The following is a 22115-nucleotide window of genomic DNA, read 5'->3' as shown; positions in this document are numbered from 1 at the left end:
TTGCCGCAAGTTGGAAGACGGAGCGGAGGGGATGCTCATTCTTGAATGGATCGAGGGGCGCAGGAACCCTTCCACGCAGGAAGAGCTGGGAAGCGGGGTGGCCGCCCTGCATCAAGCCAGAGAAACTTGTTTTGGACTCGACGCGGATAATTTTAGCGGCAGGCTTCCGCAGCCAAACCGCCGGTATGACCGGTGGACCGTATTTTAACAAGATATACGGGGTGACAGGATACCCAAAACAGCTTGGGGGAATCGCGCATGTGGATGGCAATAGGTCTCTTGTCCGCACTTTTGTTTTTTGGACTGGCCGGGTACGGCACTTACAGTCTTGTGAAAAAGAACGGGCGTGCGAAAAAAGCCTGGTTGGGTTCATTGGCGGCATTCGCTTTATTGGGCGCGGCGGCGGTCAATGACACGCAAACGCCGTCCGGTGACAGGATACGGGCTTTACAAAGTTCAAACGAACCGTCATCCGCCGAAACCGTTTCTATTGTAAACGGGAGATGGGTAACCGTTGCACGGGTGGTAGACGGGGATACCGTGGAACTGGATAATGGGGAAAAAGTTCGTCTCATAGGGGTCAACGCACCGGAGACGGTGAAACCGAATACCCCTGTTTTCCCGATGGGGAAGGAGGCCAGTGATTTTACCAAGTCCCAGCTTGAAGGAAAGCGGGTTTTGCTGGAAACGGACGTACAAACCAGGGATCAATATGGCCGGACGCTGGGCTACCTGTACGTATCAGAGCCGAAAAGCCGGGATGACATTGAGAAGTATATGTTTAACGCCATCCTGGTCCGCGAAGGGTATGCCCAGTTGATGACCGTTCCACCGAATGTAAAGTATTCGGATCTCTTTGTAAAGCTGCAAAAACAGGCGCGGGAACAAAACAAGGGGTTATGGGCGCTCGGGATCTACAGGGATTCGGTGGCTTCATCGGGCGATGTATTTCTTGAAGGGAAAGACCCGTACAAACAGAAGGCGATGGCAAACGGCACCCCATCGTCAGACGCTTCATCCGGCTTATCCGCAGGGGCGTCTTCCAATTCCGGTGCGTCGGCAGCGACAGCACCGGCTCAACCTTCTGCGGCAACGGTTAAAATCGTGTCTGTCACATCGCCGGCGGCCCGCAACAGTTACGCAACCGTTGTTGCCCAAGTTCCACCGAATACGACGGCGACCATTGTCGTGCGATATAAAAGCGGACCCAGCACGGCGCAAGGCCTGGGGCCAAAAACTTCCGACGCAAACGGGCGGGTATCCTGGACATGGAAAGTGGGAAGCAATACAACGCCTGGTTCGTGGCCGGTGACGGTTACAGCGGGAGGCATGAGCGATACCGTTTATTTCGAGGTTGTCCATTGACCCGGTTAAAAGACCGGGTTTATCGTTTGGAGGAGTTGGAGGTCGTTGCTTTCGGATCTTCATCGTTTGCGGATCGAGAAGATGAGAAATCTTACAAAATGGCCGACCGAATAGGTGACGGTCGTCAGCAAAAGGATCGATCCGACAAGGGCAAACGCGACCGTAAGACCGGCTGAGAAAAAGTGTGACAAATATAAGAGAATCGCCCACACGATGGCGATGATCACCGATTTGTAGAACTGTTTCCCCGCGTAATGCAACTCTTCCCTGGCGCGGGAAGGGAATGTTTTGGCTTGCTGCTCTTCTCTCATCGGATGGCTCGCTCCTGATCGATACATAAAGTAACAGTTAACGAGATCAAACCTATTTTACCACAGGATTTGATTTGTAATCAAAGAAAAGTCCGCTGTTGTCGATTACGGCGTGCCCAATCAATATCGGGACGAATTGGTGGTTGGAGGAACGTGGCTACAACAAGCGGGTTGCACAATAGTGGGCGTGTATGCAATAGTAATGAAAAGTCGGGGTTCGATTCCCCAATCTCAAGGAGAGAAACGGATGTCAACAGTATCGTCTGCAACGGCAAGCATTTTTCGGAGCCGGTTTGTCCGGGCCCTCCTGCTGTCGGCCGGCGTGCTGGCTTTTCTGCCATCCGATCAAACAGACCCGAAATGGTTGGCATGATTCAAGTGGGTTTGACCGGTTGGGGAGATCACCAGGATCTGTATCCCAACGCCAAAGCGAATAGGAATAAACTGGCCGTGTACAGCACGAATTTTCCGATTGTGGAAGTGGACAGTTCCTTTTACGCTGTCCAACCGGTTCGCAATTACCTGAAGTGGATCGCGGAAACGCCGCCGGATTTTTCGTTCGTCATCAAAGCGTATCAAGGGATGACCGGGCAGTTGCGGGGAGACAACCCGTTTGCCGGCCGGGACGAAATGTTTGACGCCTTCAGGGAGTCGATCGAGCCGGTGATCCGGTCCGGCAAATTGAAGGCGGTGCTTTTTCAATATCCGCCGTGGTTTGACTGCAACCGGACCCATGTCGAAATTCTACGCTATGCGAGATGGAAAATGGGAGATGTGCCGGTGGCGCTGGAATTCCGCAACCAGACCTGGTTTGCGCCGCGGATGCGGGACAAAACGCTGGTTTTTATGGAAAAAGAGGGATGGATTCACAGCATTTGCGACGAACCGCAAATTGACCATCGTAAGATTCCACGGCCGCAACGAAAAAGGGTGGAACGACACCGGAGACGAAAACTGGCGGAACGTAAGGTATTTATACCGGTACAGCACGGAAGAATTGCTCGAGTGGAAGGACAAGCTGGAACTTTTGAAGCGGGCAACGGAGGAAATTTGCCTGGTTTTCAACAACAATTCGGGCGGCGACGCGGCAGCCAACGCCAAGGAAATGATGGAATTGCTGGGAATCCGGTATAAAGGTTTGGCGCCGGGACAAATCGATCTGTTCCAACTGGAATGAAAAACGCATGAAGGTTTGCCAATTCGAGAGCGATGCGTGCCGGTCGGGAATTACTCGCGCCGAGCGCGGTTTTTGGGCGTGATTTTCACCGCGCATGCCTTAAATTCGGCGGTGCCGGAAATCGGATCGTATTCGTTGATCGTGAGCACATTGGTCGGCACATCCGCCCAGTGGAAACTCATGAAAACAAGTCCCGGCGCCATTTTATCGGTAATTTTCGCTTTCACTTCAACCGTTCCCCGGCGGGAGCCGATTTCGACGGGATCGCCGTCCCGTATCCCCAGTGAGGTGGCGTCATCCGGATGAATATCGACCGTCTCCTCCGTTTGCTTAAGCTTCACGCCAGCGGCGTAATAGCGGGTCTGCGTATGGGTATTGTACTGTTCGTAACGCCTTCCGGTGGTTAACGTAAAAGGGTATTCCGCATCGGGAATCTCGACGGGAGGCGTGTAATCGACAGGTATAAACGGAGCCGGCGGCCCCTCGAAAACCGGCGCGTGAAATCTTTCGTGCAAACAGAATGTTCCGGGATGATCCGCCGACGGACACGGGTAATGCAGTCCGCCTTCCCGGTCGAGCCGCGAATAAGGCATGCCCCCGAACATATCCGGAGCCACCTGCCGAATCTCGTCCCAGATTTCCTCGCTTTTTCGATACTGCATCGGATAACCCAAACGGGTGGAAAGGTCGCAGAGAATGTCCCAGTCGTCCCTTGTGCCCGGGTCTGCTTCCACCGCTTTCCGGACGCGTTGAATGCGTCTCTCCGTATTGGTGTACGTTCCTTCCACCTCTCCCCAGGAGCGGGCGGGCAAAACGACATCCGCCATTTGGGCCGTTTCGGTCAGGAAGATGTCCTGAACGACCAACAAATCGAGTTTTTCCAAAAGCGTTTTGGTGTGGGTCATGTGAACGTCGGCCATCAGGGGATTCTCCCCGATGATGTAGAGAGCTTTGATCTCCCTGTTTTCCATTTTTTCAAAGGTGCGCGTTTGCGTGGCCCCAACCCGCGGATTGAGTTTTACATTCCAAGCCGTTTCAAACCGGGATCGCTGGTGTTCGTCAAGCAAACTGTAAGCGCCCGGCAGTTGATTGGGCAGACATCCCATATCCCCGGCGCCCTGCACATTGTTTTGGCCGTGCAGGGGCATGATGCCGTTGCCTTTTCTTCCTATGTGTCCCGTTAACAGCGCGAGGTTGGCGATGGCAAAGACGTTGTTGACGCCGCAATGATGTTCCGTAATTCCCAGTGTATACGCGATCATCGCGTTTTGCGCGGTTGCGTATGTCCGGGCGGCGGATACGATCTGCTCCGGCGTCAGCCCCGTTATGGAAGCCGCGTATTCCGGGGTATAGGGTTCGACCTTTTTTTGCAGGTCCTCAAATCCGGTGGCGGTCCGTGCAACGAATGCCGGATGTACAGTTTTTCCTTTATGATTACATGCAGCATCCCATTCATCAGCGCGATGTCCGTTCCCACCCGCAACTGCAGGTGGGAAGCCGCAAACTTCACCATCTCAATTTTTCTCGGGTCGACGACGATCAGTTTCAGGCCGTTTTTCACGGCGTTTTTAATCCGGTTGGCGATAATGGGATGCGCTTCCGTCGTATTCGAACCCATCAAGTGCAACACATCGGCCGCGTCAAAATCGTCCAACGTGCTGGTGGGAAACCCGCTGCCAAAAACGGTCGCCAGACCGGCGACGCTGGGAGCGTGTCAAGTGCGGTTGCAGCCGTCGATATTGTTGCTTCCGATGGCGGCCCAAACTTTTGCGTTACGTAGTTGGTTTCGTTTGTCGCGCGGGCGCAGGCAAACACGGCGATCGAATCCGGTCCCCATTTCGACTTGATGGCGCCGAGTTTGTTTGCGATGTAGTTCAGGGCTTCCTCGCACGACACGGGGAGCAATTGCCCCGCTTTGCGCAGCAGGGGATGTTTCAGGCGATCGTCTGCGTGGACATAATTGTAAGCAAAAGCCCCTTTCACACAGGTTTGCCCCTTATTTACAGGCGCATCCTTGTCCCCTCTCGCTTTCACGATCCGGTTGCCGCGGACTTCCAGGATCAGCCCGCATCCGGTGCCGCAATAACCGCAGATGGTTCTGATTTCTTTTGTTTCTTCCACGTTTTCTCACCCGGCTTTCTTATGCAAGCTTTGAAGAATCGACTCTGACTTGATTGTATCAAAAATCGGGCAAGTCAAGACACATGGATTTTGGAATTTTTAAAAATTTTCTCCCGAGTATACACATGAGCCGATCCCAAATTTATACTTGAGGGGGAAGATATGCGCCAAACGAATGGGAGGGCCATGCGTGATCAATCATATATCCGACTGCGCGGTATTGAACAACGGCGTAAAATTGCCGTGGCTGGGTCTTGGGGTCTACAAGGCAAAAGCGGGAGGGGGAGTGGAGCAAGCAGTCAAAACGGCCGTTCAGGCAGGTTACCGGAGCATTGACACGGCTGCGTTTTATGACAGCGAGATCGGGGTCGGCAAAGCCGTCCGGGAATGCGGCGTGCCGCGGGAGGAGATTTTTGTCACGACAAAGACTTGACGGATTGAACCTGAACAAAAGGATCGGCCCGGACCCAGACAATTTCAGTTTTTAGCGGGGCGGGCATGGCATAAGGAGAAAAGGGAGGTCGGCAGAAGTGTCGCAGGCGCTTGAATCGGACATTTTACGAGCGAGTTTGTCTCAGGTGTCAAATTTGCTCAAAACCAAACAAATCTCTCCCGTTGAGCTGACGAGTTTGCAGTTGGAACGAATCGAAACGGCGGATCAAAAAATAAACTCCTACATCGCTGTACTCCATGAAGCGGCGATGGAAAGCGCCTCGCGGGCGGAAAAGGAGATTTTGGCGGGAAATTGGAAAGGGCCGCTGCACGGGGTTCCCATCGGTTTGAAAGATATTATTTACACGCGGGGTGTCAGGACTACGATGGGCTCCGAAATTTTTCGCGATTACGTTCCCGATTATGACGCGGCGGTCGTTGCAAAATTAAAACGAGCCGGCGCCGTTGTCATCGGCAAGCTGAACACTCACCAGTTCGCCTACGGTCCGACCGGGGACAGGTCTTTTTTCGGTCCCGTCAAAAATCCGCACAACGAGGCGAAAATATCCGGCGGTTCCAGCAGCGGATCGGGAGCGGCGGTTGCCGCGGCTTTATGCTTTGCCGCGCTGGGGACCGATACGGGCGGTTCAATCCGAATCCCGTCTGCATGTTGCGGAATTGTCGGCATGAAACCGACTTTCGGACGGGTGAGCAAATACGGGGTGTTCCCCCTTGCCTGGACGCTGGATCATGTCGGTCCGATGACGAGAACCGTTCAAGACAACGCCATTTTGTTAAACGTTTTGTCCGGACATGACGCCAGGGACCCTTATTCCGTCAAGACGAATGCGGAAGATTTCACCCGGCTGCTGCATAAAGGGATCAAGGGCAGTGTGATCGGCGTTCCGTCGTCTTTTTATTTCGAAAATCTGGACGGTGAAGTGGAAAAACAAGTCCGGCAGGCAATCGAAGTTTTCCGCGGCCTCGGGGCGGATGTCCGCGAGGTGGAAATCCCGAATATCCGCCATTTTTCCTTGGCTCAGCAGATCACGATCAAAAGCGAAGCGTATGCGGTGCATGAAGAAACGCTGCGAAACCATAAGGAACAATATGAGGAAGAGGTGAGAGAACGCCTCTTAACGGGGCTTGAGCCAAAAGCGCATGAATATGTCCAGGCGCAGCAAGTGCGGCATGCGGCGGTCCGGGAATTTCTGGAAGCGCTCAAAGAGGCGGATGTGCTGCTGACTCCGGCGATTCCGATTTTGCCTACCGATATCGGGCAGAGGGAAGTCACTGTCAACGGGGTTACGCAACATGTCCGACAGTGGCTGACACGTTTGACGGGACCGACCAATCTCAACGGTTTTCCAAGTCTTGCGATCCCGTGCGGCGTTTCGGATTCCGGACTGCCGACCGGTCTCCAATTGATCGGCAGACCGTTTGACGAAGCCAACCTGTACCGGGTTGCGCACGCTTTTGAACAGGAAGCGTCAATTGCTTTGCGGTTGTCCCTGATACCCTAACCGGGTGGAGATCTTATACCCGATTTCGCGAACCAGTTTCGCCAGTTGCTCAATCCGCTCCGGCTGCATCCTGATCGTCGGCGCCGATACGGAAATCGATGCGACGACCGCGCCTGTGTGATCCCAGATCGGCGCTGCCACACAGGTGATCCCCAACTCGTTTTCCTCCAGGTCAAGGGCATAGCCGCGCTCCCGAATCCGCTTCAAATCGGCCAGCAGATCGGGCAGCGTCCTTAACGTATGCGGGGTGTGAGGTTCCAAGCCGTATTGCCGGATAATCTCGCGCACTTGCGCTTCCGGCAGATAGGCGAGAATCGCTTTTCCCACGCCTGTGCAGTGAACCGGCGCGCGGTTGCCGACGCGGCTGTGCATCCTGATCGTTTCGCTTCCTTCCACCTTTTCGATATATACGACTTCACCTTTGTTCAACACAACCAGGTGCACGACTTCGTTGGTCAGATCGGCCAACTCTTGCAAGAAAGGCATCGCTTCCCGCCGGATGTCGAGATTGCCGAGTAGCCGGGAAGAGATTTCAAGCAGTTTATACCCGAGTTTGTAGCGCTCCGTTTCCGGATCCTGCTCGATGTATCCCAGATTGCTCAAGGTCGAGAGAACCCGGTGAATGGTGCTTTTATACATTTTTAACTCGTTGGCCAGTTCGGTGACTCCGATCCCGTTTTTTGCCAAACTGACCCGTTCGAGGATTTGAAACGCGCGTTCAACTGACTTGACGCCTTCTTCCATCTTACATAACCCTCCTTGCCGAGGAGCATATCAAATCTGTCATCCGCTTGCAATGCAAGAAAAATTTCTGTTTACGAACAATAGGGGCAAATGATATGATGGTTATAGATTGGGAACTTCGTTCTGTAATGCGGAACAGAGAAACCGAAAAGGAGGATTCACCGATGAGTGGAAACACGTATCCGGCAGGGGTGCAGGTGTTGGGGAAAGTAACCCCCGAATTTGCGGAGATTCTGACACCGGAAGCGCTTGAGTTTCTGGCGAAACTGGAGCGGAAATTCGGCAAAACCCGGGAAGAACTGCTGCAAAAGCGCGTGGAGCGCCAGAAGGAACTGGATGCCGGAAAATTGCCCGACTTTCTGCCTGAGACCGAGCACATCCGGAAAGGGGACTGGACGGTAGCGCCGATCCCGAAAGACCTGCAGGACCGCCGCGTGGAAATCACCGGCCCGTCTGCCGACCGCAAGATGGTCATCAATGCGCTGAATTCCGGCGCAAAAGTGTTCATGGCCGATTTTGAAGACGCCAACTCCCCGACCTGGGACAACCAGATTCAGGGCCAGATCAACCTGCGCGACGCGATTCGCCGGACCATCCAATACGTCAGCCCGGAGGGCAAAGAATACAAGCTCAAAGACGAAGTGGCCGTTTTGATCGCCCGTCCGCGCGGCTGGCATATGGTGGAAAAGCACCTGCTCGTCGACGGCAAGCCGATGTCTGGCAGCCTGTTCGATTTCGGATTGTACTTCTTCCACAACGCGAAGAAATTGATTGAAATCGGCAGCGGTCCCTACTTCTACCTGCCGAAAATGGAAAGCCACCTGGAAGCGCGTCTCTGGAACGACGTGTTTGTATTCGCGCAGCAGGAGCTTGGAATTCCGCAAGGAACCATCAAGGCGACCGTTCTGGTGGAAACGATCATGGCGACGTTCGAAATGGACGAGATCCTCTACGAACTTCGCGAACACATGGCCGGCATGAACTGCGGGCGCTGGGACTACATCTTCAGCTACATCAAAAAACTGCGGAACCAACCGCATGTGATCCTTCCGGACCGTTCGCAAGTGACCATGACGGTGCCGTTTATGCGTGCCTACACATTGTTGACGATTAAAACCTGCCATAAGCGCAACGCCTTCGCGATCGGCGGAATGGCGGCCCAGATTCCGGTAAAGAACGATCCGGTGGCAAACGAGGAAGCTTTTGCGAAAGTTCGCGCCGATAAAGAACGGGAAGCAAATGACGGACATGATGGCACATGGGTGGCGCATCCGGGTCTCGTCCCTGTAGCGATGGAAGTGTTCAACAGAATCATGCCGCAACCGAATCAGGTTGACAAAAAACTGGAAGACTTCAATACAACGGCGGCTGAACTGCTTGCGGTGCCGGAAGGTACGATTACGGAGGCGGGTCTGCGCAACAATATCAGCGTCGGCGTGCAGTACACCGAAGCTTGGTTGCGCGGTTCCGGCGCGGTTCCGATCTTTAACCTGATGGAAGACGCGGCGACCGCCGAGATCTCCCGCACCCAAGTCTGGCAGTGGATCCGCCATCCGAAGGGAATACTCAGCGACGGGCGGAAAGTGACCGTTGAACTTGTCGAACAACTTCTGCAGGAAGAACTGCAAAAAATCAAGGATACCATCGGGGAAGAGCGTTATAACGCGGGCAAGTTCCAACTGGCGAGCGAACTGTTCCGCAAGATGACCACCAGTGAAGAGTTCTACGACTTCCTGACGCTCCCCGGCTACGAATTCCTTGATTAAAGAGGCTTTTCATAAGCTCCGGTATAGGGGGAAAAAGCACCCGAAAGCGGGTGCTTTTTCCGTACGGAGATCTTTTTAAATCGAACACTATTTAAAATATGAAAAGAAAAGGTTAATAATAAAAAAGATATTAATGTTAGAGGAGGTGAGTATTACAGTTTAAATAGCGGATAGCGGAACGTTTTATCCGGGGGTTATGTGGGCATTCACAAGGGGGCGCTATACACAATTGAATTTTTTTGAAATCAAGTTGTATAGTGGACACACTTGCGAATGGAGGATCTCATCAATGAACTTGCTCAAGGCGATCATGCGCAAGCTGCTGAACGACGGCGTCAAAAAGAAATTAACCGGCTGGAAGATTGCCGGTACCATGTATACCGCCGAAATCGCCAAAGAAGCTGCCCCGATTTTCAACAAAACACTGGTCGTGGTCGGTATCGCTTTGGCGCTGGGCGGAATACTCGTGTACGTAATGATCCGGTCGATCAGCCTTCCATTGGAACGGCTGCTGGATGCATCCGAAAAAATCGGGCAGGGAGATCTCGGAGAACGCATGGAAATCAAATCGAATGACGAGATCGGACAATTGGGTGCCAGTTTCAACGCCCAACAAATCGCGCAGTTGATCGGCAACATCCAGCAAGAGACCGGAAAAGCGGTTCATTCGATGCAAGCCGCCACGAAAGAGGTGGCGGGCGGAATCGGCGCGGTCAACACAGCCGGCAAGTCGTTCGAGCAGATTCGCGAGTCGGTTAGCGCCGTTGTCGAGCAAATTAAAGAAGTTTCGGAAGCCTCCCGGCAGATGTCGGAACGCAGCAAACAGGTCGTAGGTGCAATGGAAGAAATATCGGAGGTAACGGAAACGACGGCTGCGGGAACCCAGACCGTTTCGGCGGCTGCCGAAGAACAATTGGCTTCCATGCAGGAAATCACAGCCTCCGCCGCTTCCCTGTCGAAGATGGCGGAAGAAATGCAAGCGCTGATAGCCAGATTCAAGTTCTAAACGAACGGAACCAAACTGGCAACACAACTGAAGGAAGGGAAAAGGATGAATTGGGATCCGTTGCACTACCCTTTTGCGTCCCGCAGAATGTGCGTATACGCGAAAAACGGGATGGTAGCCGCCTCGCAGCCGCTTGCCGCTCAGGCAGGACTTGCGATGCTAAAAAAAGGCGGGAACGCGATCGATGCGGCGATTGCGGCTGCTGCCGCCCTGACGGTGGTGGAACCCGTGTCAAACGGCATCGGCGGCGACGCGTTTGCGCTGGCATGGGCGCAAGGAAAGCTGCACGGTTTGAATGCAAGCGGACCGGCACCGCAGGCGATCTCAATCGGAAAATTAAACAAGGCCGGGCTTAGCGAGATCCCCAAATACGGTTTCATTCCCGTGACTGTTCCGGGTGCTCCCGCCGCATGGGCGGAACTCGCGGCCCGGTTTGGCAGATTCCCGCTCACCGAAACGTTGCGGCCGGCCATCGAGTATGCGGAAAATGGCTATCCGGTCAGTCCGATTGTGGGACTGAATTGGGAAAGGGCTTTCAACACATACAAAGAACAACTCAGGGGCGAAGAGTTTAAAGGTTGGTTTGAGACGTTTGCACCGGCGGGCAGGGCGCCGAAGATCGGCGAGATCTGGCGCTCAGCCGATCATGCGAGAACGCTGCAATCCATCGCCGAAACCGATGCGGAATCGTTTTACCGTGGGGATTTGGCCGAGACGATCGACCATTTTTCCCAAAAATACGGGGGCTTCCTCAGAATCGGGGACTTGGCGGCGTTCCGGCCCGAATGGGTCGATCCGATTCATATCCGGTACCGCGGGTATGACGTGTGGGAGATTCCGCCAAACGGGCACGGGCTGGTGGCTTTGATGGCGCTGAATATTTTGAAAGGCTTTGAATTCTCCGAACGCAATGCGGCGGATACGTACCACAAGCAGATCGAAGCGCTGAAGCTCGCTTATGCGGATGGGAAAAAATACATTGCGGATCCGCGCAGGATGTCGGTGCGGGTGGAAGACCTGCTGTCGGACGGATATGCGGAAGACCGCAGGCGATTAATTGGAAAAAAAGCACTTCAGCCGGAGCCGGGCCGCCCCTGTTGCGGCGGAACCGTGTATCTGTGCACGGCGGACGGCGAAGGCAACATGGTGTCGTTCATTCAGAGCAACTACATGGGATTTGGATCGGGATTGGTGGTGCCGGGCACCGGAATCGCGCTGCACAACCGGGGACATAACTTCATGCTGGACCCGGCACACGATAATGCTTTGGAACCCGGGAAAAAACCGTATCACACGATCATCCCCGGTTTCCTGACAAAGGACGGCCAGCCGCTGGGACCCTTTGGCGTGATGGGCGCTTTTATGCAGCCGCAGGGGCACGTGCAAGTGGTGATGAATACGGTTGACTTCCGGCTGAACCCGCAAGCGGCTCTGGATGCACCACGGTGGCAGTGGATCGAGGGAAAAACGGTGGAACTTGAGCATGCAACACCGGCTCATATCGCGGAATCGCTCGCTCGGATGGGACACGATGTAAAATGGGCAATTGATTCTGGCGGATTTGGCCGCGGGCAAATCATTCAAAGACTTGAAAGCGGCGTCCTTGTCGGCGGAACCGAGTCCCGGACGGACGGACAAGTGGCGGCCTGGTAGGCAAAAATAACAAAGGATACCGTGGATGACCCACTGGAAACTGGGCAAACTATGCATGGCAATCCAGACCATTTTATTTGAAAGGAGACGTTCCGATGCAGCAGCAAATGGGATCATTCCAGCAAGCCGGACAACAGCCGAAGATGATGACGCCGCCGGCAGTAATTACCACTAAGGACCTGCTGTATTTAAAAGATGCGATGTCATGGACGCTGCTCGCCATGAAAAAATGCGCCCACTTCGCGCAAGAGTGCCAGGATCCTGACGTCCGGCAGGCGCTCGATCAAGCGGGACAAATCCATCAGCGGCACTACAACATGCTTCTGCAACACTGCCAAACCAACAACGCGCAAGCCATGGCCAACATGCCGCAAGCCGCTCAGCAGCCATCCGTCACGGGGCAGCAAATGAACCAACAGCTGCCACAACAGTACATGCAGCCGCAATCAGACCGCATTCAAAATCCGAAACCTGCCAATGCGCCCGCGGTCAAAGGACCGGAAATGGACGATCGCGACCGGATCAACGATGTGTTGGCGACGGAAAAATATCTGACCGACAGCTTCAATGTGGCGGTGCGCGAAGCCAGCCACGACTCGCTGTATCAGACGATGCTGAGTTGCCTTGTCGAGACACACCGTTGCCAGCGGGACATTTTCAATAAAATGTTCCAGAAAGGCTGGTATGCGCTTGAGGCGGAAGAACAGCAAAAAATCAGCAAGGTGTATCAACAATTCAGCAATTACTCAAGCCAATTCCCTTATCAAGTGCATTGATTCCATACCATTGATTCCATACAAGATTTACCGGTCATAACCTGCTTTTGTCCGGCACATTTTATAGATACACCCCTGAAAGGAGAGATGAAACATGCCGGAAAGAAGCAGAAACAATAATAACTATGTGGCGCAAGGAGCCGCCAAAGCGCTGGAGCAAATGAAGTACGAAATCGCTCAGGAGTTTGGCGTTCAGCTTGGCGCCGACCAGACTTCCCGTGCAAATGGTTCAGTAGGTGGGGAAATTACGAAACGCCTCGTGAAATTTGCAGAACAAGCGTTGTCCGGTCGCGCACAATAACTTCACCGATAAAACGGCCCCCTCTCCGGGGGCCCAAATTTTTTTGGCAGAATACAGCTTGGCACATCTTTGGCAAAGCTTGTCGTCTCTTGCGATCTTGTTAGATAATAAGAGTAACACCTTTGAACGAGGGGAAACAATGAAAACTTGGAACACGTTGTACCATGAAGGCCTTGATCTGCGGGAGGCCCTCGAACGGAGCGGAATGAAAGCCGACGATTGTGTCCTCATCCAAATTTTTACCGAACAAGGGGATCCGGAGTGGATTGCCGGACTTTGCGAAAATCTGCTGCGGTTGCTGCCGAAAGCCGCGATTATCGGGGCCACGACGGACGGTAAGATCGTAAACGGAACCGTTTTGACAAACGGTACGGTATTGTCATTTACCCAGTTTGCAAAAACGGAGTTGTTTTCCGCGGCTGTTCCGCACGGCGGGGAACAAGGCAGCTTTGCAGTCGGACAAACCGTTGCAAGGCGACTGATCGGAGAAAAAACGAAAGCCCTGATTTTATTTGCGGACAGTCAAGCTGTTAACGGAGAGAATCTGCTAAAAGGCGTGGAATCGGTCAATCCGCGTGTCGTCGTAGCGGGAGGGGTGGTTGCCTCCCGGACTGACCGGCAACACAGCTTTATTTTTACGGAAAAGGAGATTATTGGAAGCGGAGTTGTCGGGGTTGCGTTAAACAGCGACGATCTGATTGTGAACACGCATTGCCATTTTGATTGGACCGGCATCGGGAAAACGATGACGGTGACAAAAGCCGAACAAAACCGGGTGTACGAGATCGACCGGCAACCGGCCGTCGAAGTGTACAAAAAGTATCTGGGCGAAGACATCATCGAAAAACTGCCGGGGTCGGGCTTGTTTCTCCTTGTCGCTTATAAAAACGGCCATCCCGTCGCACGCACCTGCCTGGCGATCCATTCGGACGGATCTCTTACGTTCACCGGAAACTTCTATGAGGGTGACAACGTGCGGTTTGCGTATGGAAACGCCGGGTTGATGTTCAGTCCCTCGTTCCATACCTCGACGGTTATCAGCAACAAGCCGGCCGAATCGATTTTTATTTTTTCCTGTGCTTCCCGCAGCCGATTTATGACGGACAGAATTGGGGCCGAACTCGCTCCGCTGCAAACGATGGCCCCCACGGTCGGTTTTTTCACTAGCGGGGAATTTTTCCATTTTGAACACGGGAATGCATTGTTGAATCAGACGATGTCCGTATTGATGCTGGCGGAAAGTCCGTCCGCGAAACAGTATTGCATGCAAATTCCGGCTGTTTTTTGCCAGCGGGAAGCGGAACTGCTGGATGATCTAAAGGCATTGGTCAATCTGGTCAACGTTACGACGGAAGAACTGCAAATGACCAACGAAGCGCTGAAAGAAAACGAGGAACGCTATCGCCGCCTGGTCGAATCCTGCCCTGAAACGATCGCCATATATTGTGAGGAAACCATCGTTCTGATAAACGAAGCGGGTGCCAAAATGTTCGGTGCGGAAAAGCCGGAAGACCTGATCGGACGGTTTGTGTACGATTTTGTCCTGCCGGAAGACAGGGAAAAAGCGGAACAGCGCGTGAGGAAAAACCGGAGTGACAGCAGCAGCAGCGGTTTGGTGGTCGAAAAACTGGTCCGGCTTGACGGACAAGTGATCGACGTTGAAATGATCACGATCCCTTTCTCGTTTGGCGGAAAGCCGGCGGCGCAAGTGTTTATCCGCGATATCACCGAACGCAAAAGATACGAGGAACAAATCCGGTATCAGGCATATTATGACTTCCTGACCGGTCTGCCGAACCGGCTGGCTTTTAACAGGCACCTTTCTGCCGCATTGTCGGAAGCGATCCAAAACGGAGAGTTGTTGGCGGTATTGTTTTTGGATTTGGACCGCTTCAAAAATATCAACGACACGCTGGGCCACTCCCTTGGCGATCAGTTGCTGTGCGGGGTGGCGGAACGGCTCAAGGGATGTTTGCGGGAACGGGACGTTGTCGCCCGTTTGGCGGGAGATGAATTTATTATCATGTTGCCCGGAATTGCAAATGTGGAAGAAGCGGCTGATGTCGCCCGAAAGATTATCAACGATTTTGAACGGCCTTTTGTGATTCAGGGACATGAGCTTTTTATCACAACAAGTATCGGCATCAGTATGTACCCCACGGACGGGGACAATATCGAAAGCCTGGTCAAAAACGCGGATACCGCCATGTATCGCGCGAAGGAACAGGGAAAAAACAACTATCAAATCTTCACTCCAAAAATGAAAGTGATGGCTTTTCGGCGTCTCACCCTTGAAAATTCGATGCGCAAGGCGCTGGAACGGAACGAATTCACACTTGTCTATCAACCGTTGGTTGACGCAAACAGCATGGCGATCGTGGGGGTGGAAGCGCTGCTGCGCTGGAACCATCCGGCGATGGGGAACATTTCTCCTGCGGAGTTCATTCCTGTTGCGGAGGAGACCGGGTTGATCATCCCGATTGGAGAATGGGTGCTGCGCACCGCCTGCGCCCAGAACAAAGCCTGGCAAGAAGCGGGATATCCGCCGATCCTGATGTCGGTCAATTTTTCCGCCCGGCAGTTTTTGCAGCAGGATCTGGTTGAGCGGGTTGCCCGCATACTGGACGAGACAGGTCTTGACCCGTGTTGGTTAAAGCTGGAGATGACCGAGAGCATTATGCAAAATTCGGAGGACACGGTGGTGAGGCTGCAGCAGTTGAGAACGATGGGGATTCAAATTTCGATCGACGATTTCGGCACCGGGTATTCCTCGTTGAGCTATCTGAAGCGGTTGCCGATCGACGCGTTAAAAATTGACCAGACGTTTGTGCGGGATATCATGTCCGATCCGGACAACGAAACGATTGCACGAGCGATTATCGCGTTGGCCCAGAGTTTGAAGCTGAAAGTCACGGCGGAAGGCGTGGAAACCGTTGATCAGGCCCGGTATTTGCGGGGTGTGCAGTGCGACATGATGCAAGGGTATCTGTTCAGCCGGCCGTTGCCCCCGCAGGAGATAGAAAAACTGTTAGTGGATGGAAGGGAATTTACGCTCCCGATCGATGCTGCCCCCGGTTTATAAGACGACCGGGTTTTGATCCGGACGTTTTTGCAAAGCGGAGGATTCGCGGGGCGGGCAGAGAAGTATTTTAGTGGCAGAAAGTTTTTTTAAAAAACGGAGCGTGAAACGACAATGGCCAAGTATCTCGTCAGCATGGAATGGGTAAAAGAACAAATCCGGGACGGACAGGTGAACCCGCAAGTGCGCATCATCGATTGCCGGTTTGTGTTGGGGGAGCCCGCAGCCGGCAGGGAAGCGTATAGGACCGGGCACATTCCGGGCGCTTTTTATCTCGATCTGGAACAGGATATGTCCGGTCCGAAACAAACGCACGGCGGCAGGCATCCCCTGCCGGATGTCGGCGAATTTGCCCGCAAATTGGGCGGGATCGGGATCGGTGAAAACGTCAAGGCGGTGGCTTATGACGACCAGGGCGGAGCGATGGCGTCCCGTTTGTGGTGGCTGCTGCAATATTTGGGACACCGGGAAGCGTATGTGATGGACGGCGGTTTCTCGCAGTGGAAAGCGAAGGGATACCCGGTGACGGCGGAGGTGCCGTCGGCACAGCCGAGGACGTTCAAATCGCAAGTGCAGGATGGCATGCTGGTCGGGATGGAAGCGGTGAAAGCGAAGCTGGGAAAAGAGGAAACGGTTCTTATCGATTCCCGCGAGGAGAAGCGCTACCGCGGGCTGGAAGAGCCGATCGACAAGGTGGCGGGCCACATACCGGGCGCTTTGAATTATTTTTGGAAAGACGGTGTGGATGAGCAGGGGGTGTGGAAGTCTCCCGCAGAACAGAAGCAGCGCTTTAAGGGGATTGATCCGGGGAAGGAAGTGATTGTATATTGCGGTTCCGGTGTCACCGCTTGCCCCAATATTCTGGCTTTGAAGGAAGCCGGCTACAGCAACGTCAAATTGTACGCGGGCAGTTGGAGCGACTGGATCACCTATCCCGGCAACCCGATTGAGACGGAGAGGGATCGCAAGTAAGCATGGCCAAGTGAGCTGCGTTTGGAGGGGCGAATGGTTAGAGTGAAGGAGGGACTCAAATGGACTACATAACGCTCGGAACATCTTCCCTCAAAGCCTCCCGCATCGGGCTGGGGACGTGGGCGATGGGCGGATGGATGTGGGGGGGAACCGATGAGGCGCAGGCGGTTCGCACGATCCATCAGGCCCTTGATTTGGGGATTACTCTGATTGATACGGCACCGGTGTACGGCTTTGGTTTGTCGGAAGAGATTGTCGGGCGTGCCGTTGCGGAGTACGGCAAGCGGGACCGGGTGATCCTTGCCACAAAATTGGGTCTGGAATGGGACGACAAGCAGCGGGTATTCCGAAACTCGTCGCGGGAGCGAATTCGTAAAGAAATCGATGACAGCCTGAAACGCCTGCGGACGGATTACATCGATCTCTACCAGGTACACTGGCCGGACCCGGAAACTCCCATCGAAGACACGGCGGAAACTTTGCTTCGCCTGTACGAGCAAGGCAAAATCCGGGCGATCGGGGTCAGCAACTACAGCCCCGAGCAGATGGACCTGTGGCGGAAAGTCGCGCCGCTGCACAGCAACCAGCCGCAGTTGAACCTGTTCCAACAGTACTGGCTGGATACTTTTGACTACTGTGACAAAAATAACATCGGAACCCTGGTGTGGGGCCCGCTGGCTCACGGGTTATTGACCGGGAAGTTTACGGCGGAATCGACATTCCCGGAAAATGATCTTCGTCATCATAACCCGATGTTTAAGGGAGATCGCTTCCGGCAATACCTTGCGGCTGTCGAGAAGCTAAAAGCACTGGCGGCCGAAAAAGAAAAAAGCGTCATGCAGCTCGCCATCCGCTGGGTTCTTCAGCAGCCGGGGGTCAGCGTAGCGCTGTGGGGCGCCCGTCGGCCGGGTCAGCTTGCGGAGGTGCCGGGCGTGATCGGTTGGGAATTGTCTGCTGACGATTTAAAGCGGGTTGAACAGATTATTCGGGAAACCGTCACCGACCCTGTACCGAAACCCGAAAAATTCGGTCCGCCTTCCCGCACGCAAGTAAGTAAGTGAGAGGGTAAGCAAATTTGCCCCCGATTCGAATAAAGAGCGGAAAATGGATCTGCTCTTTATTTTTTTGCGGGAAGCGGCTATGTCCGGCAGGTGTAAAACGATGGCAGACCGAACTACTTATGATGAAATGGTTGATTATCAGGTCACCTGACCTTTAGGGAGGACGACGAGCGATGGAAGAGGTAAGATCTTTGCTTACACAAGAGTTTGCGCAGCGAATTTGCGACATGCTACGGGAAGAATCGGGCCATCCGGTGAGCATAATGGATCGTGACGGGATTATTTTTGCCTCGACAAACAAAAATCGGATCGGCACCTTCCACGCTGTTGCGAAGAAGGTGATGGACGGGGAATTGAAGGAGGGGATCGTCACCGTCGAAGAGGCGGAACGGCTGGAAGGGGTTCTTGCAGGCGTCAATCTTCCAATTCCTTATAAGGGAGTTCGCATCGCCAATCTGGGAATTGCGGGAGATCCGACAATCGTCCGCCCCTTGGCGGGGATTGCGGTCCGCACCGTCCAATTGTGGCTGCACAATCAGGAAGTGTTGCGGGAACTTGGCGAAACGATCGGGAGGATCGGCAACGACCTGCAGGACATTGTCGCCACTGTGGAGGAAGTGACGGCCGGTGCCCAACAAATTGCAAACGCCAGTCAGATGACGTATGAAACAACCGCCGGATCGATTGAGAAAGTCAAAAACATTGAACAGGTGCTGCAGGCGATCAAAAATATCGCGTCTCAAAGCAATATAATCGGCTTAAACGCGGCAATCGAGGCGGCGCGTGTCGGGGAGGCCGGCCGCGGGTTTGCCGTCGTGGCCAATGAGGTCCGGAAGCTCGCCGTATCAAGTGAAGAATCGGTTAGAAATATCGGCGAAATTTTGCAGGAAATTCAAAACATCTTTTCGACGATTGCCGAAAAGGTGAAAGAGAATAAGGAAGTGACGCGGGAACAATCGGCCGCGCTGCAGTCCGCAACGGGCCGTATCGTTTCGATTGAAAACGCAATGGCTGAACTGCTGGAAAAGATGAAACACGAGTAAAAGAGTTTCAATCATTGGGTATTTAAAAAAAGGCCGCGGGAGATTATTCTATAAATAGATAGAAGATCTTGTGGTTAAGGGGTTTTTTCGATGGCAAAATCTGTGACATCCGGTTTGAAACGGCTCGGACGAGCCATGAAGTTGCAGTACCTAAAACTTCTGCGGTCTCCCGGCGGTGCCAGAAAAGTGGCAACAGGCTTTGCCATTGGTTTTGGTATCGAGTTTCTTGTCATTTCAACCGCGATGCTGGTCTATGTGGTTTTTTACCCGTTGGTCCGAATCGCGCGTGGGTCATTTCCGGCTGCTGTCATCGGGCATGTTGTCGCAAAGCTGACTTTTCTCCCGATTCCGCTCTTGGTGACGGGAAAGTGGCTCGGCGACCTGTTGCTCCCGTTTCCGGTGAGTATGCCAGCGTGGTTCCCGGAGTGGCTCGCGGGGTTTTTAAACCTTCAGCTCAAAACGATTATCGGAATGACGCTGATTTCGATTGCATTGGGTGCATTGACATATCCCCTCGCTTACTACCTGTATGAAGCGAACCGCAAACGCCGGGCGGCAAGGGTGACAAGCCGCAAGTTTCTGCAAGTGCAAAACGGCGATTCTCCTTCGTGAACGGATTCTGCCACTGATGTTCGGCTGACAAATCAAACGGATGCCGAGACGGGCGAATCCCGGGGCGAGCCGTTTTCGGGGAACGGCTGAAGACCGTTTGGCAGCGCTGAGTCAAGCGCTGCTTTTTTTATTTGGCAGGAAAACGGCACCTTTCGGGCCCAGAGGGGGAAGGAACCCAAAAGATGCCGTTTCCGTGCCTAAAAGATCTATACAGTTTGGAACTGCTCCTCTTCGGTGGAACCGGTGAGGGCAGTGGTGGAGGACGTACCGCCTGCGATAACCTGAGCTACATCGTCGAAGTAGCCGGTACCCACTTCACGCTGATGTCTGGTAGCGGTGTAACCGTGAACTTCGGCGGCGAATTCCGCTTGTTGCAACTCGGAGTAGGCAGCCATGCCGCGATCCCTGTACCCGCGTGCCAGTTCGAACATGCTGTAGTTGAGGGCATGGAACCCTGCCAGGGTAACGAATTGGAACTTGTATCCCATTTCGCCGAGCTCGTACTGGAACTTCTCAATTGTTGCGTCATCGAGCTTTTTCTTCCAGTTGAAGGACGGCGAGCAGTTGTAAGCGAGCAGTTTGCCCGGGAATTTCGCATGGATCGCTTCCGCGAAGCGTCTCGCCTCATCGAGGTTCGGTTCGGAAGTTTCGCACCAGATCAGATCGGCGTAAGGCGCATATGCGAGTCCGCGTGCGATTGCCTGATCAAGTCCGGCTCTGACACGGAAGAAGCCTTCGGTTGTACGTTCGCCGGTGAGGAATTCCTGGTCACGCGGATCGATATCACTCGTTAACAGGTTTGCTGCGTTGGCGTCGGTCCGTGCGATCAAAATCGTCGGAACCCCCATGACGTCGGCCGCGAGACGAGCGGCTACCAGATTGCGGATTGCGGATTGCGTCGGAATTAACACTTTGCCGCCCATGTGACCGCATTTTTTCTCGGCCGCGAGCTGGTCTTCGAAGTGTACGCCGGCAGCGCCCGCTTCAATCATCGCTTTCATCAGTTCGAACACGTTCAACGGGCCGCCAAATCCGGCTTCCGCATCAGCCACGATCGGCGCGAACCAGTAGATGTCCCCTTTTCCTTCCGAATGTTGGATCTGGTCAGCACGCTGCAACGCTTGATTGATCCGCTTTACAACATGCGGCACGCTGTTTGCGGGATACAAACTTTGATCCGGATACATTTGGCCTGCCAGGTTTGCGTCTGCTGCCACCTGCCAACCGCTCAGGTAAATCGCTTTCAATCCGGCCTTGACTTGTTGAACCGCCTGGTTACCGGTCAACGCGCCAAGCGCATGCACGTGGTGTTCCGTATGCAGCAGGTTCCACAAACGCTCTGCCCCGAGACGGGCGAGAGTGTGTTCGATCTGAACAGAACCGCGGAGCCGAACCACATCTTCAGCCGTATAAGGGCGTTCGATGCCTTTCCAGCGGTCCGCTTTCCAACTCTCTTCGAGTTGACGAATTTGCTCTTCCCGTGTCATAAGTTTCTCTCCTCCTCGATATATCTCTCGGTGTATTATATAACAGCGAGATGTTTATGTGTGTACTATAACACAGATGTTTTTTCGTTACAAGACTTTTTTTAAAATTCTCTATCGGGATTTTTTGGTGAAATTCGGCAATCGGCAGAAAACAATAAAAAAGGCCAAGACTTCAGGCCCAGTCTTGACCGATTTTCCGGTATTTTAATTGCCGCGCGTCATTCCCGGCCCTCGGCGGTTCCCGTTGTGAGTTCCTGTTGCAGAACGGGTGGAATGTACGGCGGGATGTAAGCGAGGGGTTCGTCGAATTCCGCGTAATCGAAGTTTACCATCTGCATCAGGTAGCGTTTGCCGGTTCGCGGATCGCTGAGAATGATATGGTCGCGCCCCGCGGTTTCGATTCTTCCACGGATTTCCACCGCGTTCCACTGGGGGTTGTTTTCAAATGTAAAGCGGAAAGTGCCGATTTTGCCCCGGTTGAAGCGGAGAATGTTTTCGACATAGGATTCTTCGGCGGTCGGCAAGGGCGGTGCAGCGGGTGCCATCGGCAGTTGGACAACCGAACCGCTCGGGATCGGGACGGTTGGCTGTGCGGCTCCCGGCTGCCCCATTTTGGTCGGCGTCAAACCGGGTTGCGTCATGCCCGCCTGGGGCATCATCATGCCATACTGATAATAAGGGGAATA

General features: G+C 53.7%; 21 protein-coding genes and 2 pseudogenes. 16 read left to right on the top strand and 7 right to left on the bottom strand.

Annotation, left to right across the window (positions count from 1 at the left end):
• The first annotated feature begins 31 nt into the window (after window positions 1–31).
• The gene (locus AC4ED1_RS09360) at window positions 32–208 is read left to right on the top strand and encodes a fructosamine kinase family protein (protein ID WP_490937906.1); all 177 of its coding nucleotides are present in this window, start codon (window positions 32–34) and stop codon (window positions 206–208) included.
• Window positions 209–258: 50 nt separating this feature from the next.
• Complete coding sequence (locus AC4ED1_RS09355; RefSeq protein WP_490937904.1) at window positions 259–1365, top strand: thermonuclease family protein; 1107 nt, start codon at window positions 259–261, stop codon at window positions 1363–1365.
• A gap of 59 nt (window positions 1366–1424) precedes the next feature.
• Here the strand turns inward: AC4ED1_RS09355 and AC4ED1_RS09350 are convergent, their stop codons facing one another.
• Entirely contained in the window at window positions 1425–1676 is a 252-nt protein-coding gene (locus AC4ED1_RS09350) for a hypothetical protein (RefSeq protein ID WP_490937902.1), read from the bottom strand.
• Window positions 1677–1923: 247 nt separating this feature from the next.
• Here AC4ED1_RS09350 and AC4ED1_RS09345 point away from each other — a divergent pair, with 247 nt between their 5' ends.
• Together AC4ED1_RS09345 and AC4ED1_RS09340 are read left to right on the top strand one after the other, a co-directional pair.
• Window positions 1924–2049 carry a hypothetical protein gene (locus tag AC4ED1_RS09345; RefSeq protein ID WP_490937900.1) on the top strand — a complete coding sequence of 42 codons (126 nt, stop codon included), beginning with the start codon at window positions 1924–1926 and terminating at the stop codon, window positions 2047–2049.
• A pseudogene (locus tag AC4ED1_RS09340) lies at window positions 2037–2853 on the top strand (DUF72 domain-containing protein). The gene AC4ED1_RS09345 and the pseudogene AC4ED1_RS09340 overlap by 13 nt, the downstream one beginning before the upstream one ends.
• Before the next feature lie 50 nt (window positions 2854–2903).
• Here the strand turns inward: AC4ED1_RS09340 and AC4ED1_RS09335 are convergent.
• The 3 genes from AC4ED1_RS09335 to AC4ED1_RS09325 form a co-directional block, all read right to left on the bottom strand.
• The gene (locus AC4ED1_RS09335; RefSeq protein WP_490937899.1) at window positions 2904–4115 is read right to left on the bottom strand and encodes a molybdopterin oxidoreductase family protein; all 1212 of its coding nucleotides are present in this window, start codon (window positions 4113–4115) and stop codon (window positions 2904–2906) included.
• A 62-nt stretch (window positions 4116–4177) separates the two neighbouring features.
• Window positions 4178–4471 (bottom strand): molybdopterin-dependent oxidoreductase, encoded by a 294-nt coding sequence (locus AC4ED1_RS09330; protein ID WP_490937897.1) that lies wholly within the window; start codon window positions 4469–4471, stop codon window positions 4178–4180.
• Window positions 4471–4974, bottom strand: a complete 504-nt coding sequence (locus AC4ED1_RS09325) for a molybdopterin oxidoreductase family protein (RefSeq protein ID WP_490937895.1) — start codon at window positions 4972–4974, stop codon at window positions 4471–4473. Before AC4ED1_RS09325 ends, AC4ED1_RS09330 begins: the two co-directional genes overlap by 1 nt.
• Window positions 4975–5149: 175 nt before the next feature.
• Here AC4ED1_RS09325 and AC4ED1_RS09320 point away from each other — a divergent pair.
• Window positions 5150–5401: pseudogene (locus AC4ED1_RS09320) on the top strand (aldo/keto reductase); the annotation flags it as partial.
• Window positions 5402–5504: 103 nt separating this feature from the next.
• Window positions 5505–6929, top strand: a complete 1425-nt coding sequence (locus tag AC4ED1_RS09315) for an amidase (RefSeq protein WP_490937893.1) — start codon at window positions 5505–5507, stop codon at window positions 6927–6929.
• On the opposite strand, the gene AC4ED1_RS09310 is transcribed toward AC4ED1_RS09315, so the two are convergent.
• Window positions 6897–7673 carry an IclR family transcriptional regulator gene (locus AC4ED1_RS09310; RefSeq protein ID WP_490937892.1) on the bottom strand — a complete coding sequence of 259 codons (777 nt, stop codon included), beginning with the start codon at window positions 7671–7673 and terminating at the stop codon, window positions 6897–6899. The two genes, AC4ED1_RS09315 and AC4ED1_RS09310, sit on opposite strands and share 33 nt — an antisense overlap.
• 164 nt (window positions 7674–7837) lie before the next feature.
• Between AC4ED1_RS09310 and aceB the strand changes: the two genes are divergently transcribed.
• From aceB to AC4ED1_RS09260, 10 genes are all read left to right on the top strand, one after another.
• Window positions 7838–9439: a malate synthase A gene (gene aceB, locus AC4ED1_RS09305; RefSeq protein ID WP_490937890.1), complete on the top strand. Its 1602-nt coding sequence runs from the start codon at window positions 7838–7840 to the stop codon at window positions 9437–9439.
• A 289-nt stretch (window positions 9440–9728) separates the two neighbouring features.
• Entirely contained in the window at window positions 9729–10445 is a 717-nt protein-coding gene (locus tag AC4ED1_RS09300) for a sensor histidine kinase (protein ID WP_490937888.1), read from the top strand.
• A 45-nt stretch (window positions 10446–10490) separates the two neighbouring features.
• Window positions 10491–12098: a gamma-glutamyltransferase family protein gene (locus tag AC4ED1_RS09295; protein WP_490937886.1), complete on the top strand. Its 1608-nt coding sequence runs from the start codon at window positions 10491–10493 to the stop codon at window positions 12096–12098.
• A gap of 434 nt (window positions 12099–12532) precedes the next feature.
• A complete protein-coding gene (locus AC4ED1_RS09290) occupies window positions 12533–12874 on the top strand; it encodes a spore coat protein (RefSeq protein ID WP_490937924.1) in 342 nt (113 codons plus the stop codon).
• Window positions 12875–12968: 94 nt separating this feature from the next.
• Entirely contained in the window at window positions 12969–13175 is a 207-nt protein-coding gene (locus tag AC4ED1_RS09285) for an alpha/beta-type small acid-soluble spore protein (protein WP_490937885.1), read from the top strand.
• A 139-nt stretch (window positions 13176–13314) separates the two neighbouring features.
• Window positions 13315–16257 (top strand): bifunctional diguanylate cyclase/phosphodiesterase, encoded by a 2943-nt coding sequence (locus tag AC4ED1_RS09280; RefSeq protein ID WP_490937884.1) that lies wholly within the window; start codon window positions 13315–13317, stop codon window positions 16255–16257.
• Between the two features lie 111 nt (window positions 16258–16368).
• Window positions 16369–17226 carry a sulfurtransferase gene (locus AC4ED1_RS09275; protein WP_490937882.1) on the top strand — a complete coding sequence of 286 codons (858 nt, stop codon included), beginning with the start codon at window positions 16369–16371 and terminating at the stop codon, window positions 17224–17226.
• A gap of 59 nt (window positions 17227–17285) precedes the next feature.
• Window positions 17286–18287, top strand: coding sequence for an aldo/keto reductase (locus AC4ED1_RS09270; protein WP_490937880.1), 1002 nt, complete (start codon window positions 17286–17288; stop codon window positions 18285–18287).
• A 173-nt stretch (window positions 18288–18460) separates the two neighbouring features.
• A complete protein-coding gene (locus AC4ED1_RS09265) occupies window positions 18461–19330 on the top strand; it encodes a methyl-accepting chemotaxis protein (protein WP_490937878.1) in 870 nt (289 codons plus the stop codon).
• Window positions 19331–19420: 90 nt separating this feature from the next.
• Entirely contained in the window at window positions 19421–19942 is a 522-nt protein-coding gene (locus AC4ED1_RS09260) for a DUF2062 domain-containing protein (RefSeq protein ID WP_490937876.1), read from the top strand.
• A 206-nt stretch (window positions 19943–20148) separates the two neighbouring features.
• Here AC4ED1_RS09260 and aceA read toward each other — a convergent pair whose 3' ends face one another.
• Window positions 20149–21429 (bottom strand): isocitrate lyase, encoded by a 1281-nt coding sequence (aceA, locus tag AC4ED1_RS09255; protein ID WP_490937874.1) that lies wholly within the window; start codon window positions 21427–21429, stop codon window positions 20149–20151.
• 218 nt (window positions 21430–21647) lie between these two features.
• A complete protein-coding gene (gene gerQ, locus AC4ED1_RS09250) occupies window positions 21648–22091 on the bottom strand; it encodes a spore coat protein GerQ (RefSeq protein ID WP_490937922.1) in 444 nt (147 codons plus the stop codon).
• Between the last annotated feature and the right edge of the window lie 24 nt (window positions 22092–22115).

The sequence above is a fragment of the Effusibacillus sp. SKA8 genome, from assembly GCF_058273125.1.
This window is presented reverse-complemented; position numbering and strand designations above follow the sequence as displayed.